This window comes from Corynebacterium sp. HMSC065H09 (assembly GCF_001812845.1).
GTDB classification, from domain to species: domain Bacteria; phylum Actinomycetota; class Actinomycetes; order Mycobacteriales; family Mycobacteriaceae; genus Corynebacterium; species Corynebacterium jeikeium_D.
Window position 1 is genome coordinate 37,455 of record NZ_KV810583.1, and the last position, 26,701, is coordinate 64,155.

General features: G+C 58.4%; 25 protein-coding genes. 4 read left to right on the top strand and 21 right to left on the bottom strand.

The window, feature by feature from the left end; translation table 11 throughout:
* Window positions 1–236: 236 nt before the first annotated feature.
* Entirely contained in the window at window positions 237–728 is a 492-nt protein-coding gene (locus tag HMPREF2878_RS03555) for a DUF6912 family protein (RefSeq protein WP_049172814.1), read from the bottom strand.
* Window positions 728–1,138 carry an HAD-IA family hydrolase gene (locus tag HMPREF2878_RS03560; protein ID WP_038627918.1) on the bottom strand — a complete coding sequence of 137 codons (411 nt, stop codon included), beginning with the start codon at window positions 1,136–1,138 and terminating at the stop codon, window positions 728–730. Before HMPREF2878_RS03560 ends, HMPREF2878_RS03555 begins: the two co-directional genes overlap by 1 nt.
* A 287-nt stretch (window positions 1,139–1,425) precedes the next feature.
* On the opposite strand from HMPREF2878_RS03560, the gene HMPREF2878_RS03565 reads away from it, so the two are divergent.
* Complete coding sequence (locus HMPREF2878_RS03565; protein WP_070652862.1) at window positions 1,426–2,049, top strand: hypothetical protein; 624 nt, start codon at window positions 1,426–1,428, stop codon at window positions 2,047–2,049.
* A 3-nt stretch (window positions 2,050–2,052) separates the two neighbouring features.
* Here HMPREF2878_RS03565 and secA read toward each other — a convergent pair whose 3' ends face one another.
* The 9 genes from secA to HMPREF2878_RS03610 all read right to left on the bottom strand — a co-directional run bounded on the left by secA (window position 2,053) and on the right by HMPREF2878_RS03610 (window position 13,384).
* The gene (gene secA / locus HMPREF2878_RS03570) at window positions 2,053–4,755 is read right to left on the bottom strand and encodes a preprotein translocase subunit SecA (RefSeq protein WP_049193304.1); all 2,703 of its coding nucleotides are present in this window, start codon (window positions 4,753–4,755) and stop codon (window positions 2,053–2,055) included.
* 161 nt (window positions 4,756–4,916) lie between these two features.
* The gene (gene hpf, locus HMPREF2878_RS03575) at window positions 4,917–5,576 is read right to left on the bottom strand and encodes a ribosome hibernation-promoting factor, HPF/YfiA family (protein WP_016422210.1); all 660 of its coding nucleotides are present in this window, start codon (window positions 5,574–5,576) and stop codon (window positions 4,917–4,919) included.
* A gap of 162 nt (window positions 5,577–5,738) precedes the next feature.
* Entirely contained in the window at window positions 5,739–5,996 is a 258-nt protein-coding gene (locus HMPREF2878_RS10965; RefSeq protein WP_141751986.1) for a hypothetical protein, read from the bottom strand.
* 493 nt (window positions 5,997–6,489) lie between these two features.
* Window positions 6,490–8,331, bottom strand: coding sequence for an LpqB family beta-propeller domain-containing protein (locus tag HMPREF2878_RS03585; protein ID WP_070652863.1), 1,842 nt, complete (start codon window positions 8,329–8,331; stop codon window positions 6,490–6,492).
* The gene (gene mtrB, locus HMPREF2878_RS03590) at window positions 8,332–10,005 is read right to left on the bottom strand and encodes an MtrAB system histidine kinase MtrB (protein WP_210387011.1); all 1,674 of its coding nucleotides are present in this window, start codon (window positions 10,003–10,005) and stop codon (window positions 8,332–8,334) included.
* Window positions 10,006–10,083: 78 nt separating this feature from the next.
* Entirely contained in the window at window positions 10,084–10,758 is a 675-nt protein-coding gene (gene mtrA, locus HMPREF2878_RS03595; RefSeq protein WP_048731669.1) for an MtrAB system response regulator MtrA, read from the bottom strand.
* 54 nt (window positions 10,759–10,812) lie between these two features.
* The gene (locus tag HMPREF2878_RS03600; protein WP_070652882.1) at window positions 10,813–11,442 is read right to left on the bottom strand and encodes a dTMP kinase; all 630 of its coding nucleotides are present in this window, start codon (window positions 11,440–11,442) and stop codon (window positions 10,813–10,815) included.
* 45 nt (window positions 11,443–11,487) lie between these two features.
* On the bottom strand, window positions 11,488–12,942 hold the full coding sequence (gene ahcY, locus HMPREF2878_RS03605) for an adenosylhomocysteinase (protein ID WP_049172800.1): 1,455 nt from the start codon (window positions 12,940–12,942) through the stop codon (window positions 11,488–11,490).
* Window positions 12,943–13,009: 67 nt separating this feature from the next.
* Window positions 13,010–13,384: a DUF4259 domain-containing protein gene (locus HMPREF2878_RS03610; RefSeq protein ID WP_049191146.1), complete on the bottom strand. Its 375-nt coding sequence runs from the start codon at window positions 13,382–13,384 to the stop codon at window positions 13,010–13,012.
* Window positions 13,385–13,733: 349 nt separating this feature from the next.
* Here HMPREF2878_RS03610 and HMPREF2878_RS03615 point away from each other — a divergent pair, with 349 nt between their 5' ends.
* Window positions 13,734–14,492, top strand: a complete 759-nt coding sequence (locus HMPREF2878_RS03615; RefSeq protein WP_070652864.1) for a hypothetical protein — start codon at window positions 13,734–13,736, stop codon at window positions 14,490–14,492.
* Here the strand turns inward: HMPREF2878_RS03615 and manA are convergent.
* The 4 genes from manA to HMPREF2878_RS03635 form a co-directional block, all read right to left on the bottom strand.
* Window positions 14,489–15,691 carry a mannose-6-phosphate isomerase, class I gene (gene manA, locus HMPREF2878_RS03620; RefSeq protein ID WP_049172794.1) on the bottom strand — a complete coding sequence of 401 codons (1,203 nt, stop codon included), beginning with the start codon at window positions 15,689–15,691 and terminating at the stop codon, window positions 14,489–14,491. The genes HMPREF2878_RS03615 and manA overlap by 4 nt on opposite strands.
* A gap of 86 nt (window positions 15,692–15,777) precedes the next feature.
* Window positions 15,778–16,794, bottom strand: a complete 1,017-nt coding sequence (locus HMPREF2878_RS03625) for a hypothetical protein (protein ID WP_049172792.1) — start codon at window positions 16,792–16,794, stop codon at window positions 15,778–15,780.
* A gap of 38 nt (window positions 16,795–16,832) precedes the next feature.
* Complete coding sequence (locus HMPREF2878_RS03630; RefSeq protein ID WP_083295704.1) at window positions 16,833–18,212, bottom strand: phosphomannomutase/phosphoglucomutase; 1,380 nt, start codon at window positions 18,210–18,212, stop codon at window positions 16,833–16,835.
* Window positions 18,213–18,328: 116 nt separating this feature from the next.
* The gene (locus HMPREF2878_RS03635; RefSeq protein ID WP_005509890.1) at window positions 18,329–18,736 is read right to left on the bottom strand and encodes a DUF3499 domain-containing protein; all 408 of its coding nucleotides are present in this window, start codon (window positions 18,734–18,736) and stop codon (window positions 18,329–18,331) included.
* A 172-nt stretch (window positions 18,737–18,908) separates the two neighbouring features.
* Here HMPREF2878_RS03635 and HMPREF2878_RS03640 point away from each other — a divergent pair, with 172 nt between their 5' ends.
* On the top strand, window positions 18,909–19,391 hold the full coding sequence (locus HMPREF2878_RS03640; protein WP_070439494.1) for a metallopeptidase family protein: 483 nt from the start codon (window positions 18,909–18,911) through the stop codon (window positions 19,389–19,391).
* A gap of 123 nt (window positions 19,392–19,514) precedes the next feature.
* Here the strand turns inward: HMPREF2878_RS03640 and HMPREF2878_RS03645 are convergent, their stop codons facing one another.
* The 4 genes from HMPREF2878_RS03645 to rfbD all read right to left on the bottom strand — a co-directional run bounded on the left by HMPREF2878_RS03645 (window position 19,515) and on the right by rfbD (window position 23,312).
* The gene (locus tag HMPREF2878_RS03645) at window positions 19,515–19,883 is read right to left on the bottom strand and encodes a WhiB family transcriptional regulator (RefSeq protein WP_005510060.1); all 369 of its coding nucleotides are present in this window, start codon (window positions 19,881–19,883) and stop codon (window positions 19,515–19,517) included.
* Window positions 19,884–20,203: 320 nt separating this feature from the next.
* On the bottom strand, window positions 20,204–21,361 hold the full coding sequence (locus HMPREF2878_RS03650) for a mannose-1-phosphate guanylyltransferase (RefSeq protein ID WP_048731655.1): 1,158 nt from the start codon (window positions 21,359–21,361) through the stop codon (window positions 20,204–20,206).
* A gap of 41 nt (window positions 21,362–21,402) precedes the next feature.
* Window positions 21,403–22,326, bottom strand: coding sequence for a glycosyltransferase family 2 protein (locus HMPREF2878_RS03655; RefSeq protein WP_070601206.1), 924 nt, complete (start codon window positions 22,324–22,326; stop codon window positions 21,403–21,405).
* Between the two features lie 11 nt (window positions 22,327–22,337).
* Window positions 22,338–23,312 carry a dTDP-4-dehydrorhamnose reductase gene (rfbD, locus tag HMPREF2878_RS03660; RefSeq protein ID WP_070652865.1) on the bottom strand — a complete coding sequence of 325 codons (975 nt, stop codon included), beginning with the start codon at window positions 23,310–23,312 and terminating at the stop codon, window positions 22,338–22,340.
* 184 nt (window positions 23,313–23,496) lie between these two features.
* Here rfbD and HMPREF2878_RS03665 point away from each other — a divergent pair, with 184 nt between their 5' ends.
* Window positions 23,497–25,083: an LCP family protein gene (locus tag HMPREF2878_RS03665; RefSeq protein ID WP_048731647.1), complete on the top strand. Its 1,587-nt coding sequence runs from the start codon at window positions 23,497–23,499 to the stop codon at window positions 25,081–25,083.
* On the opposite strand, the gene HMPREF2878_RS03670 is transcribed toward HMPREF2878_RS03665, so the two are convergent.
* Together HMPREF2878_RS03670 and HMPREF2878_RS03675 are read right to left on the bottom strand one after the other, a co-directional pair.
* Entirely contained in the window at window positions 25,080–25,340 is a 261-nt protein-coding gene (locus HMPREF2878_RS03670; protein WP_070603458.1) for a HypC/HybG/HupF family hydrogenase formation chaperone, read from the bottom strand. The genes HMPREF2878_RS03665 and HMPREF2878_RS03670 overlap by 4 nt on opposite strands.
* Before the next feature lie 4 nt (window positions 25,341–25,344).
* Window positions 25,345–26,700, bottom strand: coding sequence for a nickel-dependent hydrogenase large subunit (locus tag HMPREF2878_RS03675; protein ID WP_070604417.1), 1,356 nt, complete (start codon window positions 26,698–26,700; stop codon window positions 25,345–25,347).
* Between the last annotated feature and the right edge of the window lies 1 nt (window position 26,701).

A 26,701-nucleotide genomic window follows, 5' to 3' on the forward strand; every position in this document is an offset into this window, starting at 1 on the left:
ACTTAGACGTAGACTACGGAGCGGTAAGTTATTGGTCAAGAGAAACAAATGATTTTGACACAAATAGCGAAATTGTCATTACCCCCACCCTCGTGCGAAACACCCCCTTTGACATGGAGCTTATCCACACAAAACAATCCCGCCTTTTATACCCCCGCTGAAAACACTTGTGCCATACAAAAAAAGGGGCTGGGTTCCTAAACCCAGTCCCCTTCTTTAACGCCAAGCACGCGCTACTACAGGAAGTCGACCACCATGCCGAGCTCAGCTACGTCATACCACGCCAGCGGGATCTCCAGCGCATCGCCGACAGTGAGCTCCGCATCCTCGTCACCGAGATCTGCCTTATCGACGGCATCAATCGCAGCCTCAACCTTGCTTTCCGCCTCTTCCACATCAATGTGGAGCGCTGCAACGTCGGCAAGCGAAATTGGGCCGCCGACCTTAACCACGGCATCTCCCATATCCGACTGCGGCTCCGCCTCCACATCAACGGAAATGACCACTCGACGGTGCGGGAACTTCTCTTCTGCGGCATCGAGCAGACGGAGCGACGCACGCGCAGCCTCATCAAAGGCTACGTCTGCCAGCTCCTCATCATCGCCCTCAGTAAAAAAATCGCGCAGCGCTTCAGTGACAGCAAAGCCCCAACCACCGCGGGCGTGGAAGAGCTCATCCTCCTTAAGCGCCTCAAGCATGGAGAAAGTCGCTGGGATATAGACACGCATTAGAACTCGCCCTCGAGACCCAGCAGACCGGCAATCTCGACCACTGCGCGGTCGAACTGCTGATAGAAGACTCCCACCATGCCGTTAGAGACGGCCGCATGGATGTTCTCAATCGAATCATCTACCAACACGCAGTCCCGTGCCGGCAGTTCAATAGCCGCAGCGGCTGCATTAAAAGCCTCTGCCGAAGGCTTCTCATGGCCAATTTCACCAGAGAGCACAACTGCGTCTACCAGGCCCTCATCTTCGAGCTTGCGAATCGGATCCGCCGATGGGCCACCTGGGTCATTCGACAGGACTGCCAGGCCAACACCATTTGCACGCGCCTCTACCAGCAAATTACGCCAACGTGCCTGGTCTTCATCCGTGCCGTCAAGGACACCACAGTAATCGATAATCATTCCGCGCATGGCCTGTAGTTTATCGCATGACCTGCACGTTTGCCTTTTTTCCAGTTCAGCGTGTTAATTGGCTGTTCGTTACGCCCATTTGTAGACGACCAGAACGGCCTTGACGGAAACCGATAGGACCATTAACAGCGAAACACTCAGCCCATTTCGCGACTGCGCCTTCTCCACAATCCCCCCACGCCGGCCGTGAATTCCCCTTCACAAGCTGCACACTTAAAGCACTTGTAGGACAATGGTCTTCAGCAAGGGGGAACTTGCCAATGGAGAGTTTTTAGGGGGATTAATCCATGGCACCAACGTCTCACGTACCAAAATCTCAGACACCGATGCCTTACGCGCTGTCGCACGCCGCTGAGTACCGCTCCAGTGGCAGGGAATCCATTGAACCGGCAACGGGCTTTTCGCTTCTCCACACAATTCAACTCGGCCAGTCAGCTAATGCCGCCGCCTCTCAAACCGCAAAAGTGGCACCGACCTATAGCGGATGCTCCGCTGCCACCGGGACCGCTGTCATGACGGCATTACCGCCCGCCGCGGCCACTCCTGCTGCGAAAAAGACGCCGCAAACACCGCACGTCGTCCAGCACTGTGAGCAGAATCTGAGACAGGAGCTTGGCACGATTACTCGCCGCGTCTTCGACATCATCGCGGGTCGCAGGCGAGTCAACGATTTGCGTCGCATCAATATCGACCCGATTATTCACGCTGCGATACTCACGCTGTCGAAGAACACCAGCCTCAAGGGTGTCGCGTTGCAATCCTTCCACGCCAGCGCTTCCGCGGACGGCAAGAAGGTCGAGTTCCTGGGTAGTTGCCGTGTCGGTCCGCGCGTTCGCGCGTTCACGGGCACTTTCCGCCGCGGAACAGCAAAAACGCGGCCATGGACCATGACCGCGTTTCGGGTGCTTTAGTGCTTAGCGACGGCGCTTGCGAGCCGCCTTCCGACGCTGCGCTCGGTTGCCCTCAGACTCTTGATCCACGCGCTGCTGCTCTGCACTGCCGTCCTCGCTGGGGCCGGAGTAAGTCATCTGCTGATTTTGCTCAGCAGCTTCCGTTGGCAGAGCTGGAGCCTGGTTCTCCTGCCCCTCGGCGTTTTCCACTGCAGGCATAACCTGCTTACGGATCAGGAACAACTGACGAACCGATTCTTCCTTGATGCCGTCCATCATCGCGGTGAACATGTCGTAGCCCTCACGCTGGTACTCCACCAGCGGGTCAGCCTGGGCCATGGCGCGCAAGCCAATGCCCTCCTTGAGGTAGTCCATCTCGTAGAGGTGCTCGCGCCACTTCTGGTCCATGACGTTCAGGATGGTGAAGCGCTCGATGTTGCGCATCTGGTCGTCGCCGCCAATTGCGGAGACCGCATCCTCAAGCTGGTCGTAGCTGGCCGAGATGTCCGTGTGCAGAGCCTTGGACAGCTCATCGGCCGAGAGGTCACCCGGGGTACCGAAGTCAGAGCCATCAATAAGCTCTTGCGCCGTAAACGTCGGGCTGTAGAGCTGCTCTAGGGCATTCCACAGCTCGTCGAGGTCCCAATCCTCCACGTAACCGTCAGCGGTGGCACCGTTGACATACGCATCGACGACGTCGTCCTGCATGTCACGGACCTGAGTCTTCAAATCCTCACCTTCGAGGATGCGACGGCGCTCAGCGTAGATGACCTTACGCTGCTGGTTCATAACCTCGTCATACTTCAGAACATTCTTACGGATTTCGAAGTTCTGGCTTTCCACCTGAGCCTGAACGCTCTTAATGGAGTTGGAGACAACCTTGGAGTCAATAGGAACGTCATCCGGGACATTCAGAGTGTTCATCAGCGCTTCCATGCGCTGACCGTTGAAGCGAACCATGAGATCATCGCGCATGGACAGGTAAAAGCGGGTAACGCCCGGGTCACCCTGACGACCGGTCCGACCACGCAACTGATTATCAATACGGCGCGACTCATGGCGCTCAGTGCCCAGGACGTAGAGGCCACCGGCCTCACGTACCTTGTCAGCTTCTTCCTTCGACTGCTGACGAACACGCTCAATCTCAGCGTCCCACGCCTCTTCGTATTCTTCCGGAGTTTCCACCGGGTCCAGACCACGAGAGCGCAGATTCAGGTCAGCGATGATGTCCGGGTTACCGCCCAGCACGATGTCAGTACCACGACCGGCCATGTTAGTTGCCACGGTAACGCCTCCGAGCCGACCCGCCACTGCGACAATCTCAGCTTCCTTCTCGTGGTGCTTAGCGTTCAGCACAGAGTGAGGAATACCTTCGCGCTGCAGGAGCTTGGAAAGGTACTCGGATTTCTCGACTGACGTCGTGCCAACGAGAACTGGCTGGCCCTTTTCATGGCATTCGCGGATGTCCTCGACAACAGCGGCGAACTTTGCCTCCTGCGTCTTGTAAATCAGGTCGGGCAGATCCTCACGCTGCTTCGGGCGATTCGGCGGGATCGCCATGACGTTCAGCTTGTAAATCTGGTGCAGCTCAGCCGCTTCGGTCTCAGCCGTACCGGTCATACCGGACAGCTTGTCGTAGAGGCGGAAGTAGTTCTGGAGCGTAACGGTTGCCAGCGTCTGGTTCTCGTTTTTAATCTCCACCCCTTCCTTGGCCTCAATTGCCTGGTGCATGCCCTCGTTATAGCGACGGCCTGCCAGCACACGACCGGTGAACTCATCGACAATGAGGATCTCACCATTACGAATAATGTAATCCTTGTCGCGGGTGAACAGTTCCTTGGCCTTCAGGGCATTGTTCAGGTAACTGACCAGCGAAGAGTTTTCCGGAGCATACAGGTTGGCAATGCCCAGCTGATCCTCAACGAATTCAACACCCTCTTCACGAATACCGATGGTGCGCTTACGCTCATCGACTTCGTAGTGAATATCGCGCTTCATACGCGGCACGATCTTGGAGAACGCCAGGTACCAGTGCGGATCGCCATCTGCCGGACCGGAAATAATTAATGGGGTACGGGCCTCGTCAATCAGAATCGAGTCAACCTCATCGACGATGGCGAAGTGGTGCCCACGCTGCACCAAATCGTCGAGCGAATGCGCCATGTTATCGCGCAGGTAGTCAAAGCCGAACTCGTTGTTCGTGCCGTAGGTGATGTCGGCAGCATAGGCCTTGCGGCGCTGGTCCGGACTGAGCTCAGAGAGAATCACGGAAGTCTCAAGCCCCAGGAAGCGGTGGACTCGACCCATCCACTCCGCGTCACGCTTAGCCAGGTAGTCATTAACCGTAACGACATGAACACCCTTGCCTGCCAACGCATTGAGGTATGCGGGCAGCACACAGGTCAGGGTCTTACCTTCACCAGTACCCATCTCGGCAACGTTGCCGAAGTGCAGTGCCGCACCGCCCATAACCTGGACGCGGTAGTGCTTCTGCCCCAGCACGCGCCAGGATGCCTCGCGCGCCGTGGCGAAAGCATCCAGAAGCAAATCGTCTACATCGGCACCGTCAGCCAGCTGCTTCTTAAACTCCTCGGTCTTGGCACGGAGTTCATCGTCTGAAAGAGCTGCGTACTCGTCTTCCTTGGCGATGACCTGATCTGCAATATTGCCAAGCCTCTTGACAGCGCGGCCTTCACCAATGCGGAGCAACTTGCTGAGCGAAAACACTAAATTGGGACCTTTCCGGCCGATTCACGTCGAACTTTAATGTGCAACGGTTGATTATACGACGAACCCGCCTTCCCTTCTAAGAGAAGACGGGCTCATGTGAGCAATTACTTACCAATACACAGCTCTGCGCGGTATTGCGTGCTCTTTTTGGTGAAGACTTACTTCTCGTCTTCGTCTGCCAGCTCAATCAGACCGTAGTCGTATGCGTGACGACGGTAGACCACGGACGGACGAGAGGTTGCCTCGTTAACGAAGAGGTAGAAGTCGTGACCGACGAGCTCCATCTCAGACAAAGCATCTTCCACCGTCATCGGAGTTGCGGAGTGCTGCTTGGTACGCACAACCTGACCCGGGGTCACGTCCTCGACCAGATCCTCGTACGGATCAGCCTTTTCCGGAGCCGCTGCCTCAGCCTCTGCAACCAGCGAAGCAGTTGCCTCGCCGACGGACATCGGTGCACGGTGGCCAGAACGGCTAATCTTGCGGCGAGCCTTCACCTTACGCAGGGAGCGCTCCATCTTGCCCAGAGCAGACTCCAGTGCAGCGTAGAAGCTATCTTCCTTGGCTTCCGCACGAGCCAGGTGACCCTTGCCAGTAGCGGTGATCTGAATACGGTCAGAGCGGTCTGCACGGCGCGGATTCGGCTCGTGCTGGAGCTCCACGTGGAAGAAGGTCAAAGTCGGGTCGAGGCGCTCAATCTTCGCCAGCTTCGCCTTAACACGATCTGCGAAGTGCTCTGGAACCTCAACATTGCGCCCGGTGATGGTCACCTGAGCGTTCGGGCTGAGTACCTCGTTGTTGTCAGCAGGTGTGGACACTTGCTACCTACCTCCCGGTATGGCCACCGCCCTTCCGTGAGCGGGATTACTCACGGCGTCTACGGTGACGAGTCTTTCTGCACCCCCAGGATACAGTTCCGGGGGTAACCAATGCCACGTTCCCCTCGTTTATTTTTCGCTTGCCGACGACACCCCCTGCGTCTACGCCCGGGCGAGCACCAACACCATGTCGATGCGAATCCCCAATGACGCTGCCACCAACTCGGTTTCCGCTGCAGTGGCACCAGTGGTGGCCACATCATCAACCAGAATTACTGTCGCCTTCGCACAGCGTTGTCGCAGCTTGTCGCTAATTCCGCGCTTGAATTGCGTCAGCGGCACAATGTGGCCAGAAAGATTTCGTCTGCGTTGAGAAGCCCCCAGCTCCGCGGAATCCCGCGTGCGCCCGCCAATGCGCACCAGGGGCAATACCGAACTGGAGGGGAGCTGACTGCAAGCAAAGTCGCAGGCAATTGTTACCGGGTCCCCACCCCGTTGTCGACGGGATGACGATCTTGTCGGCGCGGGAATCAAAATGACGGGGGTAATTTCCGGGGGCATTATATGGCCATCAGAGGCCAGCCTTCGTACCGCAGCGGCGAACACGGCCCCCATGATTCGTCTGGCTTCACCACTGCCCCGTTCTTTGGCCGACAAAATGAGATGTCTCCTCGCACCCGAGTACGGACCGCAGGTCCACGCTGCTGCGCGTAACGCAGCCCGCGGTGAAAACCGCACTGGAGGTTGCTGAAGATCGTCCTTGCAACCGCGACACAGCGCCCCGGAGCAGCCGCACACCGGACAGGTTTCCGGTATCACGAGGCCGATTGCATCGCGGGTAACGTCGTAAAGCACGCGCAGAAATTCCTGCGATGACCTCCCCTGCGCCATTAATCCCCTCCCCGATTTGCGCTTATTCCACAGACACCGGAGCCATTCGACCGCGCGCACCCGGAACCTGGCGCCAGAACTGCTGCTGCCCCTCGCTGGAGATCAGCTCCATGACACCGGTGGCATCCAATGCGTAACGCTTCGACGAGGTCGCGGTAACTACAGGAATTGGCGGTGTCAGGTTGAGCTTCGGCAGAACGGAGCTGGTCGCACCGTCCGGGAAGGCACTCCACATCGGGGTGTCTCCGCTGTAACCACCCACCGTGACCGTTTGATTCGGCGACCACGTCAGCGACACCGGGGAGACGTTTTCAGGTAGCGGCAGAGCGCGCGGATGCGTCAACTTCCACGGTTTATCGTCATGCCTTTCGATTGTGGCGATATAGACTTCACCAGCGATAATCATCGCTACCTGCGTGCCTGAAGAATCGACGCGGAATTCAGAAATACCGGCGCTCGGGCGCCCCGTGCCTTCGCCGCCGTCAAGAAGGTGATTGAGCTCAGAGGTATCAACCTCCTCCTGCTGAATCCGGGATGACGTCGACTGCCGAACCAGGCGTACGACGGTTGTACCGTCCTTCACTGTCCAGACCGCCTCGGCGTCTGGCGACCATGTCGGACGGGTGAGGCTCTCGCCAGTCAGCACAGGAACCGGCTGATCTTGTATTCCGCCGAGCATCAATGTGGACTCCCCGAGGTCATACGAACCGGCACGACCGTCCACGGCCGAGCGGAACACGGCGGCAATAAGCTCGCTGCCATTGGGGTTGGTGCCCACTGCCGCGGAAAACACCGCAGTGCTGCCGCTGGCGGTCCAGCCGCGTCCCACAGGTGTGGCGTGGCCGTCAGCGATCTCGTAGATACCGCTGCGGTCGACCGTCCGCAACGGTGCGTTATCAGCCGGTAGATGATTCGGGTCGTAGAGCTGGATTGTGTCGGTGTCCTTCGTCCACGGCTCGTCGTGGCTGGCAACTAGTGGTTCGCCGTCGGCCATGAGGATCCACGGACCACGGAAATCTGCCGAATCGAGAGTCCAGATAATCTGCGCCGCGAGCATGACACGCAGTTCCTCGGAAATATCACCCAACCCGGTGATTTCGACCCTGCGACCGTCCGCGTTGGACACAGGTCCTGCCTCCACCGCAATTGAGGCATTGGGCTTGAGCACGGTGGTGACGCCCGGTCGCAGTGGTGCTGATGGGCCGTTCTTCAGCTTCGTCAACAGATTGGTCGCGCCATCGGTGACGCCACGATAGAGCCAACGACGATCTGTGACCAAATGATTACCCGCCGGGTCGAGGAAATAGACATTGCGAGGCACATTGTTTTCCAGGAATGCCTGACGCTCCATGACAACACCGTCGGGCAGCGAGGAAATGCGCCACTGCCCATCCGAACCGAGCTTCATCTCCACGGTTTCCTCATAGTCACCGGACTGGGGCTCATACGCACCATCAGTACCGAATTGACCAACGCTGCGACCTCGGGCAACGAAGGACTGTCGCGATCCTCCATCTTCCCGCTGAGCGATGAGGTTGACACCGTCGAGAATGCGGGCGCTATCTTGCGGTTTCCAACTGGCCGCAAGTTCCGGGGTCATGAAGGCACGCATAGCTTGAAAATCATCAACCGGATGCGCGGCCGCGGCGAAAAAGTCGCGCAGGACAATGTCTGCATTGACATTCGGACGTGGCTGCGGAACTTCAATACGAACCTGGGGCGGCTCAAACGGACGCAGCACCTGGGGGCTGGTGTTCCGCGGAATGGTGGTACATCCTGCGGCCGTGCCCAAAATGATCACCGAGCTAAGCGCCACTGTCTTACGCAGGACGCGACGAGCCTTTGACTGTTGCTGCGCCGTCATTTAACTATCCTCCTCTCGTGCCTGTTGGGATTCGCTATCGCTAGCCCTCTGCCCCTTACCCTGATCCTGGCTCTTGGCTTGCGGTGCATTCGATTCCGATTCCAACTCCCGTGCACCAATTTCCCGCTGGTGCGGAATCTGATCGGGCAGCGGGGGAACTTCCAGTCCGAGCGGATGCTCGCCGAAGCTCGCATCGGGCTCCAGCGGCACAGTCAGACGGAAACAGCTACCGACCGTCGGCACGCCAAATGCCTCTAGTTCCCCACCGTGCAATTGTGCGTCCTCGCGTGCGATCGCCAAGCCAAGTCCCGTACCGCCGGTGCGTCGGACACGCGAGGGGTCAGCACGCCAGAAACGGTTAAACACCAGTTCCTGCTGCTCCGGCTTTAGCCCCACACCGTGGTCAACGACCGTAAACGAAACCGCGGAATCGCTCGCCCGCACGGTGACATCCACCGGATTGCCCTCACTGTGATCAACAGCGTTGGCCATAAGATTGCGTAGCACGCGCTCGATACGACGCGAGTCGACTGTTGCCATTACCGGCTCATCGGGCAGGTGGAAGCGGATGGGCGTACCTGTCTCCTTAGCCACGACCGTTACCTGCTGATAGGCAGCATCCACGCAGCGACGAACATCGACCTTTTCTGCGGACAGGTCGGCAACGCCGGCATCGTGGCGTGAGATCTCAAGCAGGTCATTGAGAAGCATCTCAAAACGCTCAAGCTCCTCATTCATCAGCTCAGCTGCGCGACGAGTCGCTGGATCGAGATCCTCAGCGCCGTCAGCAATAAGATCGGCGGCCATACGCACCGTGGTCAGAGGTGTCCTCAACTCATGCGAAACATCGGAGGTGAACTGTCGCTGCAGACTGCCGTATTCCTCCAGCTGTCTAATCTGCGTCGACAGCGATTCGGCCATCTTGTTAAAGCTCATGGCCAGTCGCGCCATATCATCTTCACCCTGCACGACCATGCGTTCGCGCAAGTGACCGTCGGCAAAGCGCTGGGCAATCTGGGCGGCGGAACGCACTGGTGTCGTCACCTGATTGGAGAAGAACCAAGTAATACCGCCGAGAAGCGCCATGATGATTACTGTCGCACCGGCGAGCAGACCACGAACCAACTTAATAGTCGATTCCTCTGCGGCCATAGAGGTGACCAGATAGAGCTCGAGCCCATCAACCGAAGTAGAAGTGGGACTACCGATAATTAACGCCGAGTACGTATCGCCGCGGTTATCAGTGACTTGGCGTACCTGATACGCAATTTGCCCTTGTCGGACTACTTCATGCAATCGTTCTGGGACATCAGCCTTAATCGGCGATGAAGCCAACACCGTGCCTCGCGGCACCGGCGCCACGAGCAGTGGTTCATAACTTGTCAGTGGTGCAGCACCGGAACCGGCTGCACGGTTCACAAGAGCATCGCGTCCCACGTTGAGCAGAGCTTGCAGCTCGTTGGACGAAGAGTTCTCAATCGCCCGCTCCACCACTGCGCGAGCACGGTCAATTTCCTCGTCGGCAGCGGTAACCTTTGCGTCGATAAGCCGCTGGGTAACAATAGTCGCCAGCGCGAAACCGAGTACCGCAATCACCATCGCGCTCAGTACCACCACAGAGGTCAGAATGCGCGCTTGGATAGACGTGCGCCAGAGCGTAACCGCCCAGGTCACTCCCCTATTGGTGAAGTCTCGAAGCTTCGTTATTAATCGACGCAAGAATCGGCTCCCACTAAAGCTGACTGGCCTTGTTTAGTCACCCGTCTTGTACCCGACACCGCGGACGGTCAGCACAATCTGGGGGTTTTCCGGATCCAGTTCAATCTTCGAGCGCAGACGCTGAACGTGAACGTTGACGAGTCGGGTATCCGAGGTGTGCTGATATCCCCAGACCTTTTCCAACAACTCATCACGGGAAAAGACCTGCTTCGGACGGGAAGCAAGAGTGTGCAATAGGTCAAACTCCAACGGGGTCAGAGAAATCTCCTTGCCATCGCGGAACACGGCGTGACCGGGCACGTCGATAGTCAGGTCGCCGACCTCGAGGGTCTCACTCGGGCTGTCCTCTTGACGACGCAGCCGAGCGCGCACACGCGCCACGAGCTCCTTCGGCTTAAAGGGCTTCGTGACATAGTCATCCGCACCGGATTCCAGGCCGAGGACCACATCGACCGTGTCGGTCTTCGCAGTCAACATGATGATCGGCACCGCCGATGTCTCTCGCACAGTGCGACAGACATCGACACCACCCATGCCCGGCAACATGAGATCCAGCAGAATCAAATCTGGATTCTCCCGCTCTGCTGCCTTGACAGCTTCGAGGCCATCGTCGACTACTACTGTGTCGAAGCCCTCGCGCTCCATCACCATCGTGAGCATTTCGGCGATGGCCGGATCATCATCAACAACCAGGATTTTTGAGCTCATGCGTCATATTCTAAACGTAAAGCTATCTAGTTCTGTAGTTTCCGGTTGAGGTGGCTAGCGCAGGCGTGCACTGATCCATTCCACAAGACGGTCCGCCCCATCATCCCCCGTAAGCATCAACCATGGTGACTGCCACGAGCCCCCCGCGAACTTCTGGTACGCCGCCAGCGTGCGCTCCTGCAAACCCGAGTCCTTTTCGTAGGTATCCCTAGTTCGCTGCACATCAGCGGCTTCCCGATTGCGTGCGCGGTCGGCTGCCACTCCCACCGACGTGGCCAGACAGACCTGAACGTCGGGAAGCGGAAGCTGGAAATCTCCGAATTCGGTCTTCTCAATCCACTCAACGATCGCCGAATCCTGTGTGCGCGCCAGGGAGTATGCCGCATTGGATGCGACGTAGCGATCGATAATCAGAACATCGTTCTCGCGCGCTGCATCAACAATCGCTTCACGACGTTCTTTGCGGTCCAGAGCGAACAGGAGTGCCATTGCCCAAGCGGAGTCCGCGGTGTCGCCGAGCTGACCGTGCAAGGCTTGATCGGCGAAATCAGCGAAGATTGTCTGCCGGTACGCCGGAAAGGTCATCGAAGAAACGGAGTGTCCTTGACTTCGGAGTTGATTGGTAACAGCTGTGACAAGCGTGTTCTTGCCAGCACCGTCGATTCCTTCGACTGCGATAATCAAATTCTTCTCCTCGCGCACATGGCTACGGCCTAGCCTTGGCTAGAACTAGTAGCGGTAGTGCTCTGGCTTATACGGGCCCTCGACGTCAACGCCGATGTATTCGGCCTGTTCCTTGGACAGTCGGGTGAGCTCACCGCCGAGTGCCTCGACGTGAATGCGAGCGACCTTCTCATCCAGAATCTTCGGCAGACGGTGGACAGTGTTGTCGTACTTATCACCGTTGCAGTAGAGCTCAATCTGCGCGATTGTCTGGTCGGCGAAGGAGGTCGACATTACGAAGGACGGGTGTCCGGTGGCATTGCCCAGGTTGAGCAGGCGCCCCTCGGAAAGCACAATCAGAGAGCGCTCCTCGCCGTCTGCATGCGGGAAGATGTACTCGGTGACCTGCGGCTTGATTTCCACACGACGGACATCATCGCGGTGGTGCAGGCTGTGCATGTCAATCTCGTTGTCAAAGTGGCCGATGTTGCCCAGCAGCGCGTGGTTCTTCATCTGCTGCATGTGCTCGAAAGTGATGACGTCCTTGTTGCCTGTGGCGGTGATGACAATGTCGACATCTGCGATGACGCTCTCAGTAGCGACGACGTCGAAACCGTCCATCAATGCCTGCAATGCGTTAATCGGGTCGGCCTCGGTGACCTGAACGCGAGCGCCCTGCCCCGCCAGCGCCTCCGCGCAGCCCTTACCCACATCGCCGTAACCGCAAACCAGCACATTCTTGCCGCCAACCAGCATGTCGGTACCGCGGTTAATGCCGTCCAGAAGGCTGTGGCGGGTGCCGTACTTGTTATCGAACTTGGACTTGGTGACGGCATCGTTGACGTTCATGGCCGGGAATGGCAGCACGCCCTGCTCTGCGAAGTGGTAGAGGCGGTGGACACCAGTGGTGGTCTCCTCTGTGACACCCTTGACCGACTTTGCAATTCGGTGCCAACGGCCGGCATCCTTCTCCAAGCTGGCGCGAAGCATGTCCTTGAAGGCAATAAACTCGTCCGAATCCGACTCTTCTGCAGGCGGCACCAGGCCAGCATCCTCGAATTCCATACCCTTAATGACAGCCATGGTGGCGTCGCCGCCGTCGTCCAGAATCATGTTGGCATCTTCATCGCCCCAGTCAAAGATGCGGTCGAGGCACCACCAGTACTCCTCCAGCGTCTCGCCCTTCCAAGCGAAAACCGGAACACCCTGCGGATCCTCCGGAGTGCCGTTTCGCCCAACGACGACAGCCGCAGCGGCCTCATCCTGAGTGGAGAAGATGTTGCACGAGGCCCAGCGGACCTCTGCGCCCAGCGCCGTCAAGGTCTCGATGAGCACTGCGGTTTGAACCGTCATGTGAATGGAGCCGGAAATACGGGCACCGGCCAGTGGCTGCTGCTCTGCGTACTCTTCGCGCAGCGCCATTAGGCCTGGCATCTCGTGCTCAGCCAGACGAATCTGGTGACGACCGGCCTCAGCCAGGGAGAGGTCTGCAACCTTGAAATCAATGTTCTTCGAGGACATGTAACGCTTTCTCTAGATTCTTTGACGTGAGATTCTTCTTAAAGAATCACTACTGGGGACGCGAGAATTACTCTACCGCTTCGACGCAGTTTTCCAGCGCCGCCTGGTCAGACTCACTGAGTTCCCCCAGAAGACTATCGAACACCTCGGAGGCGATAGCCAACGCATCCTCCTCGCTGCCGTGTGCCTCCGAGATTCCCTCCCGAATGAAGCTGTAGTCCTCCACAATGTCACCGCCGCTAAATGGCGCACCATTCCAAATTGCAATAATCACAGCCGCCGCGAGTGCGCATGCTTTCTCATCGCTACTTTCGGAATCCACCCCAATGCGGCCAGCATCAATCAATGCACCAACGCGATCCTGCGAGTCGAGATCCTGAACCTCATCGAACAGTTCAATGACCGAATCGCTACCAAAAACCTCAGTCTCCCAGATGGACATGATAGGTGGCCACGCTCCTTTCGCGCTTCGAACCAATTGCCAGTTTTCGTCTTCGACGAGCGCTTTCCAAAGAGCGCTTTTCGACGAGCCCACGGTAATCTGGCCGCCGACCTAATAGCTGTCGCCTGCACGTACCGCTAGCCGGAAAACCGCATGTGGCCTTACCGAAGTTCTACCCGACTTTTCGCCACTTTTACAGTGCGAGAGACTTATTTAATCCCCTCAACACAATTTTCACCCTAGAGAGAAGATAACGGGCATGTTAAGTTAGTTCCCAGACTTCGTAATGTAACTGTTATCTTTTTCGTTACAGGGCGATTTCACGCATGACACGAAAGGAGTACCTACCATGGTGAAGAAGGCCTTTGGAGCTCTTCTGCTCGCAGCCCTTCCCCTGAGCGTTTCGCTCGTTGGCTGCTCCGATAGCAGTGCTGCCGAGGGGGCGAATCCGGAAAACGCCGGCTCTCAGTCGAAAATGGAGACCTCTGCTCCACTACCTCCAGTTCCTAGTGATGCCGAGCTGCAGCAGAGCACTGAATCGAATTCAGATTCCTCGCTGACTGAGACGACTGGCAGTCTGGTACCTCGTCCGACCACGCCATCGAGCACCGAGATTGTAGAGGATCCGTACCTGCCACCGCAGGCGTACATCCCGCCGACTTCCACAAACTCAAGTGCGACAACTCCGACGTCGACGACATCGACACCTCCGACGACCACGGAGACCACAGAGCCCACCTCTGACGACGTTTCTTCGCCGACGCCCAGCAAGCCGGTGCCACTGCTACCGGAAGATAACTCGGAAAAGCCGAACGACAGTCTTCCGGAAGGCGATGGTGGTGCAGCAGCTGAGCCGAAGCCGCCTTCATCGCAGGCGCAGTCCCAGTCGGGTACGCAAACCACAACTCCGTCCGAGACTCCTCAGAAGACTCCTTCGAAGGAGCCGACATCCCCGAAGGAGCCGACACCTCCGAAGGACCAGACCCCTTCGACGGAGAAGGACACCACTGGCGGCAATGGGGCTAGCAATAGCAAGATTTCCCCAATCCCGGAAAAGCCGAAGGACTCCGGATTCCTGGGAAATCTCTTCGATAACGACGAGGACTAACCCACCCGCGGGACGGTCGCGACAAAGACGGTTGCCCCGTCTTGGCGCGCAGTCAGCTCAATATCGACTGCGTCGACAGCCGGAACCCAGGCCGCATGGCCGCTGGGAACCTCAACCACGGAGTCGTCGTGACGCAACGCCACCGTGCCCGCTGTAGACAACACAACCGTGGCGGATTCTTCGTCGAGCAGAACATGTTCGCCCGGCTCCAGATCCCGCGAACGAAGGCGAAACTCGCGCACCGGCGCGTCATAGTCATTCCAGCCATCATCGGTCAGCCGCGACTGCAGCACCGGATCTGGCAGCGGTCGGAAAGAGAGCACGCGCAGTAGCTCCACGACATCGACGTGCTTAGAGGTCAGCCCTCCGCGCAGCACGTTGTCGGAGTTGGCCATGATTTCCACGCCCATGCCATTGAGGTAAGCATGCAGCTGTCCAGCACCAAGGTAGATGGCTTCGCCCGGCTGTAAGCGAAGGCGATTAAGCAGCATCGACCCCAGGACTCCCGGGTCCCCCGGATACTTTCGAGCCAATTCGCAAGTGGTCTCGGCTACTCGCGAGAACTCCTCGTCATCGCCACTGTAATCCGCGCACTTGGCAGCCACGGCCTCGACCAGCTCATCGAGGACATCCTGGGGCAACGTCAACCACGTTGTAAACAATGCCCGCAGAGCACTCTCGTCATCGGCGGCATCGAGCAGTCCCATGTAATGGTCGAGCTCCGGTACCGCCAGCGTCGCGAGCAACTCCTTCGTGCGCTCCACCGGGCGGAATCCGGCCAACGCGTCGAAGGTAGTCAGGGCGACAATAAGTTCCGGCTTGTGGTTGTTGTCCCGGTAATTTCGGAAATGTGCAGTGGCCGGAATGCCCTCCGCATTTTCGCGTGCAAATCCCTCCTGAGCTTCTGCCAAGGTGGGGTGTGCCTGCAGCGATAACGGCTCATCGGCTGCGAGCAGCTTCAACAGGAACGGCAGCCTGCCGTTGTCGGTGTCAATTGCATATCCGAGCGCAGCTGCCGGATCCTGCGCAATGAGCTCATCCAGCGGCGTGCCGGCCACCGTGGCCGATGCCAGTGCATGCGCACCAAACCACAGTTCCGCCCAGGGCTTCGATGTGGGAGCGTCCGCACCGGTGATTCTCGCCAAATGTGTACGAGACCCCCAGGGGTACGACTGCAGCACGGGGTCCAACAGCTCCATGCCCGTATCACTCCTCTAATAGTCACTTCTGGCGCGAGCACGCCAATCTCACCGAAGGCCCAAAAGCCTTCGGTGACACCCGGCGATTACGCAGAAAACGCCGCAATCGCACCAACTCTGGCTGCAGCAACACATACTTCAACCAATGGATGATGAGTCTCCGCATCGAGCGCAGGGCACTCCACACGAGCCCATCCAACCTCGCCGTAGTGGTCCCGGTAGTGGCCCACATTGTTCGGCGCAGCTAAAACAATCGCCCCCAACGGTAGCACTGTCGCCCCTTCATCCCCACCATCAATAAACGGGTCATAGAAAATATCGCGGCTTTCCTGGGGTTCTGCAGCGAGCAACGCGCCCACACTAAGAGACAATTCGCTTATCGACGACGCTGCCGAGACCACGCCTGCCTCAAGCATCTGTAACGATGCCAGTTCCGCTACCGGCGCCAGCGCCGAGGTCGTCGACACTGCAAGCATTCTGCGGCCTGCCACCCACTGCGCTACCTGCCGCGCGGGGTTAACTGTTTCATCTCGCTGCGGAGCACAGGCGGCAATATCGGCGTCCACCGCATCAGCGACTTCCTCCACTACCCCGGCCGGAGCCAGGGTGGTGGCACCGCATTCGGTGAGCGCGCTGGCGATGGCACCGACATAGGCGGTAAAGGACGCGGACTCCGCCATCGCCGGGCGCGGAACCACAACCGTATCGGGGCTACCGGCGGCACGCAGTGGCCCTTCACCGGGATCCACCACGACCGTGGCAGCACCTCGCCTATCAGCTTCAGCCAGAGCTGCCCCCAGTGGGCTGCCGGGGTTGTCGTCACAGACGATGACCAAGTCGAGGGCACCGACATAACTGGGCAACTGATGCGCAATTACCACCGGACAGCGGATATCGTCGGCAAGCGCGCGCACGGATTCGGCAGCGAGCTGCGCCCGACGATTTCCCACGAGGATGACCGCACTGCGCGGCAGTGAAAGTTGAGCAAACGCACCCCCGCGAGTCGCGGAAGCAGCAGCTCTGAGACCTGCACCGGCAGTGGCCATACGATAGAACAGGGCCTCTTGGCGCGGGTTATGGGAGGAGTCGAATGACGAGGTCATACTCCCAAGCATGCCTGAAAACGGGCGCGTGGGGTTGATTAACCGCGGATGATGCCGAGAACTTCGTCGACAAGAGCGTCGACCTCAGCACGCGTCGGAGCCTCGACGTTCAGACGCAGCAGCGGCTCCGTATTGGAGGCCCGGACGTTGAACCACGCCTTGGAGTCCGCCAGCTCAATGGTCAGGCCATCCATCCAGTCCGAGGACTCCGTGCGATCGGCAAACGCGGCCTCGATTTCCTTCTGCTTGGCCTGCTGCTCCTCGGCACTACCCAGGCGGGAGTTAATCTCACCGGAGGCCTCGTAGCGGTTGTACTCGGCCATGAATTCACTCAGCGGCTTATCCTGCTCGGCCAGTGCGGCCAGGACATGCATGGCAGCCAGCATGCCGGAGTCTGCGTTGAAGAATTCCTTGAAGTAGTAGTGCGCTGAATGCTCGCCACCAAAAACAGCACTGTGCTCGGCCATTTGCGCCTTAATAAAGGAGTGCCCAACACGGGTACGAACCGGGGTTCCGCCGTTTTCCACAATCATCTCCGGCACGACGTGCGATGTGATCAGGTTATGGATGATAGCCGCACCCGGGTTCTGCTCCAGGTAGCGGGTGGTCACCAACGCACAGATGGCCGATGGGCTGACCGGGTTGCCCTTCTCGTCGACGACGAAGCAGCGGTCAGCGTCGCCATCGAAGGCAATACCGATGTCTGCGCCCTGCTCCACCGTAAACTTCTGTAGGTCAACGAGGTTGGCGGGCTCCAATGGATTGGCCTCGTGATTCGGGAAGTTGCCGTCGAGCTCAAAGTAGAGATCAGCAACATCCATGTCTTCTCCGAGCACTGCCGGAACTGTCAGTCCCCCCATACCGTTACCGGCATCGACTGCAACCTTCAGGCGACGGCCGGAGCGAATGTCGACCAGCCCATGGAGGAACGCCGCGTAATCCTGCAGAACATCCTCACGATCAATTTCGCCCGGAGTGCCGGTGTACTCCGGAATTCCGTCGACAAGCAGATCCTTAATCTGAGCAAGCCCTGTCTCCTGCCCGATTGGGCGGGCCAGCGAACGGCACATCTTGATGCCGTTGTATTCAGCTGGGTTGTGGCTGGCAGTGAACATCGCGCCCGGGCATTCCCTTACTCCGGAGGCGAAATACAGCTCGTCCGTAGAGGTCAGGCCGAGCAGGGTGACATTGAGCCCCTGCGCTGCCGCGCCATCGGCGAAACTAGCCGCCAACTCCGGCGAGGACTCACGCATATCGTGGCCAACTACGACACGCGTTGCGCCCTCTGAACGCATGATGTGCCCAAAGGCGGCGCCGATGGCTCCGACGAGGTCCGCGTCGATGCCCTCACCGACAACACCGCGCACGTCATAGGCCTTGATGACGGCATCCAAATCGGAACGATTGTAAGTGCCCACGAAAAACCTCTCTGGGTAAGTATCAGTTTTGTGAAAAATGATACTAGCCCCAGAGAGGCTCTCACAAAGAAATGCCGCGGCAAGATGGCATGAGCTGGGGCACGGCGCCCGACCCGTTAGTCGTCCGAATCCTCCGGATCGCGAACTACATGCAGGTGACCGCGCGCGGATTTCCGCGTCGACGGGTGACGGCTGGAATCAATCTTGTAGGTCTGAGGACGGTTGTCGACCTCATCCCGCAGCACCAGGCCAGTCGCGTTGCGGCCAGCTTCACGGACGGCTTCCGCCAATGCGGTCAAATCATCATCGTCCTGGGCGGGCGTCGGCACGTCGTAACGCACGAGCTCCCAACCCAGCGGTGCGGTGATGGAACGCGCGTGCTTCTCACAGAGATCCCAGCTATGCGGTTCGGACGCGGCGGCGAGCGGCCCCACCACAGCCGTCGACTCCGCGTAGGCATACGTCAACGTAGCTACGGCAGGTTTGCCACAGCCGGGCCGGCAACAACGTCTAAAAACACTCACGGCATCAAAGTCTAGACCCTAACTTTAAGTTTCGATAGTTTTTCTCCCACTCCGGGCGTTTTTCGCTTTCCGACGCTCCCCGGGGCACCCCAGCCTTACCCAGCAAACCCGCGACATGGCCGAAAGTTGACCTCACCCACGTTGACAGGCCGACCGATTATGCTCAACAAATATGAATTCATCGGCTTATACTCCGCGCTCTTTGCGACGCTCACTGCGACGCGGTCGCGGACCTCGGGGACCTCTGCTGCCGCCGGAAGTACCTCGTTGGAAGAGCCGTTCAGAAGCTTTTGACCAGGCGGTTATTGACGCCTATGCCCCATTGGATCAGCGCTGGTCCCGACAACTGTCGCACCTGGACATCGCCATCGACACGATTCCTCGCATGCAGTTGCGCCCGGACATGTACTTCCCGGAAGAGATTGTCGCTGATGGACCTGTTCCGCTGGGACGACTTATCCCTGCTGGCATTGACCGCGTAGGCAACCCCACCCGCCCCTGCGTAGTAGTGTTCCGCCGCCCGATTGAGCGCCGTGTCTCGGGCCGAGTGGAACTGGACCAGATGCTGCAATATGTACTGATCCGCCTGGTGGCGGTATATCTGGGCATTGATCCGGTTGAGGTGGACCCTAGTTTCGACGAGAACTTCCTGTAGAAAGCTTTCTTCTAAGGAGCTCCCTAGAGAGCGGGGAAAAACTCGTTCAACGAAAAATCCCCCAGGGGTTTACCCCAAGGGAGACTGTGGCATTGCGCGCACACGAAAACTAGCCGCGCGGTTCTAGCCAATCTGCCGCTTCAAACGGCGGCGCTCACGCTCAGAGAGGCCACCCCAAATGCCGAAGCGCTCATCATGCTCGAGAGCAAACTCCAGGCATTCATCTCGCACACCACAAGCACGACAAATACGCTTTGCTTCGCGAGTGGACCCACCCTTCTCAGGGAAGAAAGCTTCTGGATCGGTCTGGGCACACAGAGCTTGCTCCTGCCAGTCCTGATCGACGGCTTCAAACAACCCCGAAAGGTCATCTGCCCACTCTGTCAACGGCCGAGGCTGGTTTTCAGAGGAGCTATCATTCACAGCGATGTCACCCGCATTCGTCTCACTATCCACAGCAGAGCCGCCATCAAACATGCTGGACTTTTCCATGCCGAGGGCCTCCTGATGGTTGTTGCTGCGGGTCTTTAAATTGGGCTTAGTGTGCGAAACACACATTTGTGATTACACACGTGTAACCCACCATCGGTCAAGCCGAATAGAGAATTTGCCCCAATACTTTTCATTGCCCCTGAAGCCCCTCCCCCCGCGTTGGGGATTAAGTTCAGGTTGAAGGATGGCCCCCGGACTCTAAACCTGCCACCTGAACTCAATCACATTCGCCACATGCCTCTCACCAGCACCTTTGGCGACACTTCGGCAATTCTAATCAGATATTGCCGACAAAAGTCTGACACGCCGAAGGCTGCAGACTAGACATCCGTCGAAAAACGTACTCCGTGATCGGGGATCTGGACACCCGGCCACACACGGATACCGTTGATCAATTCACAGCGCGCACCAACGACGGCACCCTCGCCGATAATGGCATCACTGATGACCGTCCGCGGGCCAATATCGGCGCCATCGGCAATCACAGAGCGCTCAATCACAGCACCGGCACCGATGCGTGCGCCGTCGAAGATCACCGATTGATCAATCCGAGCTCCCGCACCAATCTCCGCCCCACGTCCGACGACAGAGCCACCGTAGAGAAGAGCGCCGCCACCGACCGACGCTGATTCGTCGACAAGCGCTTCGCCGTGCTTACCCTCTAGTAGCGGTGACGGCGCGATACCGCGGACCAAATCGGAGGAGCCGCGGACGAAGTCACCCGGAGTCCCCATGTCACGCCAGTAGGCGTAATCAACGTGACCGTAGACGTTCATACCGCGGTCAAGCAGCGCTGGGAAGATTTCACGCTCAACGCTAATAGGACGACCAGCCGGAATCGATTCGATAATCTCGCGGCGGAACACGTAGATACCGGCATTAATCTGATCGGTTGGCGGATCCTGGGTCTTCTCCAGGAACTCCAGGACGCGCCCATCCTCATCGGTCGGGACACAGCCGAACGCGCGTGGATCCGGCACACGTACGAGGTGCATCGTGACGTCCGCATCCTTCTCCGCGTGAGTACCCAACACCGCACGCAAGTCGGTACCGCCGAGGACATCGCCGTTGAAAATCATCGCGGTGTCATAGCGCAGCTTGTCTAGGACGTTTCGGATACCGCCACCGGTACCCAGCGGCTCAGCTTCAAAGACATATTCAATTTCGAGACCCAAATCCGAACCATCGCCGAAGTGTTCTTCAAATACTTCAGCTCGGTAGGAGGTGCCCAATACCACGTGCTTCATACCTGCTGCACGAATGCGGCCAAGCAGATGCTCCAGGAATGGATGCCCTGCCGTGGGCAGCATCGGCTTCGGCGTATTCACGGTAAGGGGACGCAAACGCGTACCTTGCCCGCCGACCAGAATGACAGCGTCAGTCTGTTCAGCCAACGTGGCTCCCGCCTGCTGTGCAGCATCCGCTCCCGGCTGGAAGGCGGAGCCATGCCCAGCACTCGGACGAACTTCGGTAGTCATGAAATCGGTAACTTTCTTCGATGGATCATTCCAACAGTTAATTAATTCCTACGCTTTTTGACCGCGATTATGACTTTGCCACGCAGGAACAGCCCCAAACGCAATGCCAGTCGCACAGGTGCCAGCGCCGGCCCCGGCAGGCGATCTGACATAAAACGGTATGCCGACTCGTGATGGGCCTTTACGGTAATTTCCGGGTGCTTACTGGCAGAATGCCCCTGCGCGTGACGAATCTCTGCACGGGGACAGAAAACATTGCTCCAACCGGCCTTGCCCAGTCGGTCACCCAAATCCACGTCCTCCATGTACATGAAGTAGCGGGTATCAAAGCCATCAATCTGGTCGAACGCATCCCACCGCAGCAGCAGGCACGCGCCCGACAACCATCCCGCCGATCGCTCACGATCCATATCCGTGTCATCCCGGTAGCGCCGTGAGAAAGGGTTAGTAGGCCAGATATCGGCAAGCAGCGCGTGCCCGATACCGCTGACAAGTTTAGGAACCGCGCGTGCCGACGGGTACACGCTGCCATCCGCCTCGCGAATCAGCGGACCAATCGCTCCAGCTTTGGGATTGCGCTGCGCGCATTCCAACAGAACATCGATTGCGCCAGGGGCAAACACCACGTCAGGATTGACCAGCATGACGTAATCAGGATTGATTTCACCAGCACGGCGAGCCCGCCCCAGCTCCGCAATGCCACGGTTGGCGGCCGCGCCATAGCCAATGTTGCCGCCGGTGCGCAGAAGCTGAACATCCGCTCCGGTCTCCTTGGCCCGAGCTTCTTCCTTCTCCACGGAACCATCCGTCGAGCCGTTGTCGGCCATAATCAGACGCGTGGAGGCACTGGCGGCGGGGCCCAGCGAATCCACCAGCTTGCTCAGGTGCTCACCGGGCGAAAAGGTCACGGTGACCACACCGAGCGGAAGCTGCGAGGGTTGCGGGGAATTCGAGGTTTCAATCACAAACCTAGACCCTAGGTCAGGACTGCCCGCAAAGTGTCCTGCCACTCCGGAAGCGCATGTAGACCTACCTCACTCCATGCCGAACCATCCAACACGGACCAGGCCGGACGTGGGGCCGGACGTGGGAACTCACTGCTGGTACAAGCCACCACACGCTGCGGATCGTGACCGGTGAGCCGAAACACTTCGCGAGCCACCTCGAACCATGTCGCCTCACCGCTGCCCGTGACATGGAAGGTGCCGGTCGGTGCGCTGCTCGGTTCGGACAACACACGTTCGGACAACTCCCAGACAGCTCCGGCGAGATCACCGACAAATGTGGGGTTTCCGTGCTGATCGTCAACGACCTTAATAATTGCCGGATTGCCTTTGTCGTCAGTCGCCGTCTCTGCCAGACGCATCATCGTGGAAACGAAGTCCTTGGCCTCCGGCTGTGTGGGCCCCGACCAGACCCACGCCGTGCGCAAAATAGCGAAACGCGCACCCGAATCACGCACATTATTCTCCCCCACTAACTTGGTACGTCCATACATAGTCTGAGGCGCGGTGAAATCATCAACTCGCAGCGCTCGGCGCTGCCCCGTCATCTCATCGATTGCTACATCACCGAAGACATAGTCGGTGGAGATGTGAATGAGATACGCGCCTTCTTTTTTCGCCCGAGCCGCCAAGTACTTCGGTCCGAGTGCATTAATAAGGTGCGCCGAACCGGGATCGGATTCTGCGCCATCGACATCGGTCGCCGCTGCCGCGTTAATGATGATGTCGACGTCGTCAAGCAGAGGCGTTGCCTCCACAGCAGCCGAATCAGTGATATCCAACTGTGCCCGAGTGAGAGCGCGCACCTCAACACCGGCGGCAAAAGAATCACACTGAAGCGCAGTACCCAGCTGTCCCGCCGCACCAGTTATGGCGACAATGGGACGCCGCGAGTTGCTGTGGGTTGGTCCATGAGTGGCGAAATGCGAGACTGAAATTTCAGACATATTCTTCTTTATCACTATCGTAGATACGATTGACACTGTGTTGAGGTGTAACCGCACACGGTTGGACGGTTAAGGTTTATGTAGTTTCCGCAGCTGCTTACTGCGCTCCACGATGTGTGGAATGCCCACGCAGACTTGCAGCACAAATTATATTTTCGAAAAACGGTTTAAGAGGAGCCCCGGTTTGAGCAGCCACACGCCACGCGCGCGTCACGCACGCGATATTCAAGCGCCACCGTCCTCTGCAGAGAGTACAGCCCAGGCTTGGCCGCCGATGCTACGCAATGCGCTTGTGCTGCTCTCAGCCATTATCCTGGTTATTTCCGCAGTTGGCTGGTGGACACTTGGTAGAACCACCGACAACTTGGGTTCGGGTGGCGACTTCGGTCTGGGCAGTGAGAAGGACGGTGCAACCGATATTCTGCTCGTCGGCTCCGACTCTCGCACCGATGCCCAGGGCAACCCGCTGACTCCGGAAGAAGTTGAGCTTCTGCGTGCCGGCGACGAAGAAGCCACGAATACAGACACGATTATTGTGATTCGTGTTCCTGCCGATGGTTCTTCAGCGACGGCAATTTCCATTCCGCGCGATACCTATGTCCACACCAATCGCCTAGGCAACACAAAGATTAATGGCGTCTACGGCAACACAAAGCAGATGGTCGAAGAGGAACTCGCAGGAAGCGGCGCCTCGCCGGAAGACATTGAGCGTCGCTCGACCGAGGCCGGACGTAGAGCTCTAATTGAAACCATTAGCGATCTCAGCGGTATCACCGTTGACCACTACGCAGAAGTTGGCCTGCTCGGCTTCGTCCTGCTCACCGATGCCATTGGTGGTGTCGATGTATGTCTGAATGAGGCTGTCTACGACGAGTTCTCGGGTGCAGATTTCCCAGCGGGCTCACAGACGTTGAAGGGTGCCGACGCGCTCTCATTCGTCCGCCAGCGCCACGGCCTGCCCCGCGGTGACCTCGACCGAATTACTCGCCAGCAGGTCTTCATGGCCTCGTTCACCAATAAGCTGCTCGGCGCTGGCACGCTGTCTAATCCCGCGAAGCTGTCTGAACTGGGCAACGCCGTCCAGCGCTCGGTGGTGCTCGACGACAACTGGGATGTCACCGGATTTGCCACCCAGATGCAGGGCCTCAGTGGTGGCAACGTGAAGTTTGAAACTATCCCGGTGACCTCGATTGACGGTGTCGGTGACTATGGCGAGTCGGTGGTCACAATCGATAAGGGCCAGGTTCACAAGTACTTCGAGACCCTGCTGGGCACCAAGGAAGAAAAAGCTCCGGCGAAGGAAGAAGACGAAAAGAAGGCTGACCCCAACGCGGCTGAAACTACGGTCAGCGTTTACAACGCCACAGGCATTGAAGGTTTGGCCAGCGGCGTCTCAGGTTTCTTAACGGAAAAGGGCTACACCCAGGGCGAGGTCGGCAACGCTGAGTTCGCCGGCGTTGCCTCCAGCCAGATCAATGCGGCTGACCCAGAGGATCCGGCAGCGCAGGCCATCTCTGAGGCACTCGGTGGCGTACCGATTGTCCACGATCCATACCTCGATCCGCACCACATCTCAGTGACAATTGCCGGTGACTACGAAGGCCCGGGATTGACATCAGAGGGAATGGCCGCTGATTCGGGCGACGGTGCCGAACCCGCGCCTGAAGTCGAAGATGGTTCCAATGGCGATGTCATCGGCCAGGAAGGCGGGGCAATTCCGCAGGAAGATCGCCCCGCTATCGACGCCGCCGGCGTGACCTGCGTGAACTAGGCCCGTCCCTTCGGGGAGACCTCAGCGACATGTTCGATGAGGTTATATTCCTCAATTGCGGCCAAGGACTCCTTGGCCTCCTGTTCGTCCAGCACGTTCATGATGAACCCGTTCTGGACGAACACCCAATCACCTGCCACCAGCTCAGGCACGTACATTGCCGAGCATTGCCGCTTCTGCCCCGCCATATCCACCGTCGCCATCGGCAATGGACCATCGGCGATTGCCAAAACCCGGGCAGGAATTCCAAGACACATCGTGTTACTTCGTCCTCTCCACTACAGTCGGGGCATCCGCCGAACCAGGGCTGTCCGTTGTTATATTGTCCGCAGGTGCACCGGCATGTTCCTGCATCGTGAATGTCATCACTCCCGCAGGTGCCGAACTACACGGTAGGCACGGATCAGCGGCCCAAATCGACTTCTCGACCCCCGCAGTCTCCCCGCCACCGCACAGCTGCTCGGTGAGCATACGCGTCAGCCAGGGTTCATTCTGCGCAGTCGGTGTCATAATCTGACAATCCGTAATGATGCCGTCAGCTCCTGCCGTATAACGATGCACTAACAGCCCACGTGGCCCGTCAATCATCCCGACACCGCTGCGAGGTTCTTCAAAGTCAGCATTCTCAATCGCCGTCGCAGCATTCGGATTGCACACATGGTCGCCGAGCAGCTCCCCGTCGGCAAGCACCCGCTTCGCCCAGGCCACGGTGTCGGCGAGAAGCTGGCGTTGGGCGTCGCGTGGGCTGATTCCACGCTTATCGACGACAACCTGCCTGGAGACCGGCCCCACCCGGTAGAAATCGGCCTGCTCACCTTCACAGCCATCCTTGCCCAGCTCCTTCGAGGCATCAAACACCGGTCTGGGAGCGGCATCGCCCGGACGGGATTCCCGAACACGTGTAGGCCAATCAGCAGCCGGGAAAATCTGCGCTGCGGTATCGGTGTCGTGCCGCGCGACTGCCAGGTAATTTCCCAGCGGAGCCAGCTCACCGTCAGCGTCGACGACTGCGACGTCGAGACCGTCAAAAGTATCCGTCCAAGCATCAGAAGCATCGGGGGCGGCAAGAAGCTCCACTTCCTTGATTACCGCCGTCTCAGCTAGCGCCTCTAGGGCACTTTCTGCCTCAGAAACAAGCGTCTTATCCACTGCCGCGCGCACACCGCCGGGGACGGCGACATCTGGGAAATGCGACGGTGCCCCCGCTGCACGCATCAGAGCTTTTCCGGCACGCTTCATTGTCCGCGCCCCCTCGCGGTCGACGGCCACAAACTTGGTCGCTAGATTATCCAAGGTCGACCCGGCCACCAGCAGCTCTCGAATCAACTGTGCGGTTCGGGGAATGTCGGAAATCCTGTAGAGGTCCTCCACCGCCCGTACGCCTGCAAGATGATGCACAACCGGGCACAGGCCACACAGCCGCTTGGTGATATCTGGCACATCCAATGCCTGCTTGCCCACGAGCATCCCGTCGATACGCGGCAGCCCTGAAAGGTCGAAGGACACCTGTGTGATGGCACCGTTGTCATCGCGATAGACATCCAGTCGTGCCTCGAATGGGTCAACAAGCTCATCGAGCTGGATGTGCTGGGTAGCCGGAACGGATTTGGATGACATG

Coding starts and splice junctions, on each gene's coding strand:
- HMPREF2878_RS03555 (WP_049172814.1), bottom strand. CDS start 728: ATGCGTGTCTATATCCCAGCGACTTTCTCCATGCTTGAGGCGCTTAAG.
- HMPREF2878_RS03560 (WP_038627918.1), bottom strand. CDS start 1,138: ATGCGCGGAATGATTATCGATTACTGTGGTGTCCTTGACGGCACGGAT.
- HMPREF2878_RS03565 (WP_070652862.1), top strand. CDS start 1,426: ATGGCACCAACGTCTCACGTACCAAAATCTCAGACACCGATGCCTTAC.
- HMPREF2878_RS03585 (WP_070652863.1), bottom strand. CDS start 8,331: ATGACGGCGCAGCAACAGTCAAAGGCTCGTCGCGTCCTGCGTAAGACA.
- mtrA (WP_048731669.1), bottom strand. CDS start 10,758: ATGAGCTCAAAAATCCTGGTTGTTGATGATGATCCGGCCATCGCCGAA.
- ahcY (WP_049172800.1), bottom strand. CDS start 12,942: ATGTCCTCGAAGAACATTGATTTCAAGGTTGCAGACCTCTCCCTGGCT.
- HMPREF2878_RS03610 (WP_049191146.1), bottom strand. CDS start 13,384: ATGTCCATCTGGGAGACTGAGGTTTTTGGTAGCGATTCGGTCATTGAA.
- HMPREF2878_RS03615 (WP_070652864.1), top strand. CDS start 13,734: ATGGTGAAGAAGGCCTTTGGAGCTCTTCTGCTCGCAGCCCTTCCCCTG.
- manA (WP_049172794.1), bottom strand. CDS start 15,691: ATGGAGCTGTTGGACCCCGTGCTGCAGTCGTACCCCTGGGGGTCTCGT.
- HMPREF2878_RS03625 (WP_049172792.1), bottom strand. CDS start 16,794: ATGACCTCGTCATTCGACTCCTCCCATAACCCGCGCCAAGAGGCCCTG.
- HMPREF2878_RS03640 (WP_070439494.1), top strand. CDS start 18,909: ATGAATTCATCGGCTTATACTCCGCGCTCTTTGCGACGCTCACTGCGA.
- HMPREF2878_RS03645 (WP_005510060.1), bottom strand. CDS start 19,883: ATGGAAAAGTCCAGCATGTTTGATGGCGGCTCTGCTGTGGATAGTGAG.
- HMPREF2878_RS03650 (WP_048731655.1), bottom strand. CDS start 21,361: ATGACTACCGAAGTTCGTCCGAGTGCTGGGCATGGCTCCGCCTTCCAG.
- rfbD (WP_070652865.1), bottom strand. CDS start 23,312: ATGTCTGAAATTTCAGTCTCGCATTTCGCCACTCATGGACCAACCCAC.
- HMPREF2878_RS03670 (WP_070603458.1), bottom strand. CDS start 25,340: ATGTGTCTTGGAATTCCTGCCCGGGTTTTGGCAATCGCCGATGGTCCA.
- HMPREF2878_RS03675 (WP_070604417.1), bottom strand. CDS start 26,700: ATGTCATCCAAATCCGTTCCGGCTACCCAGCACATCCAGCTCGATGAG.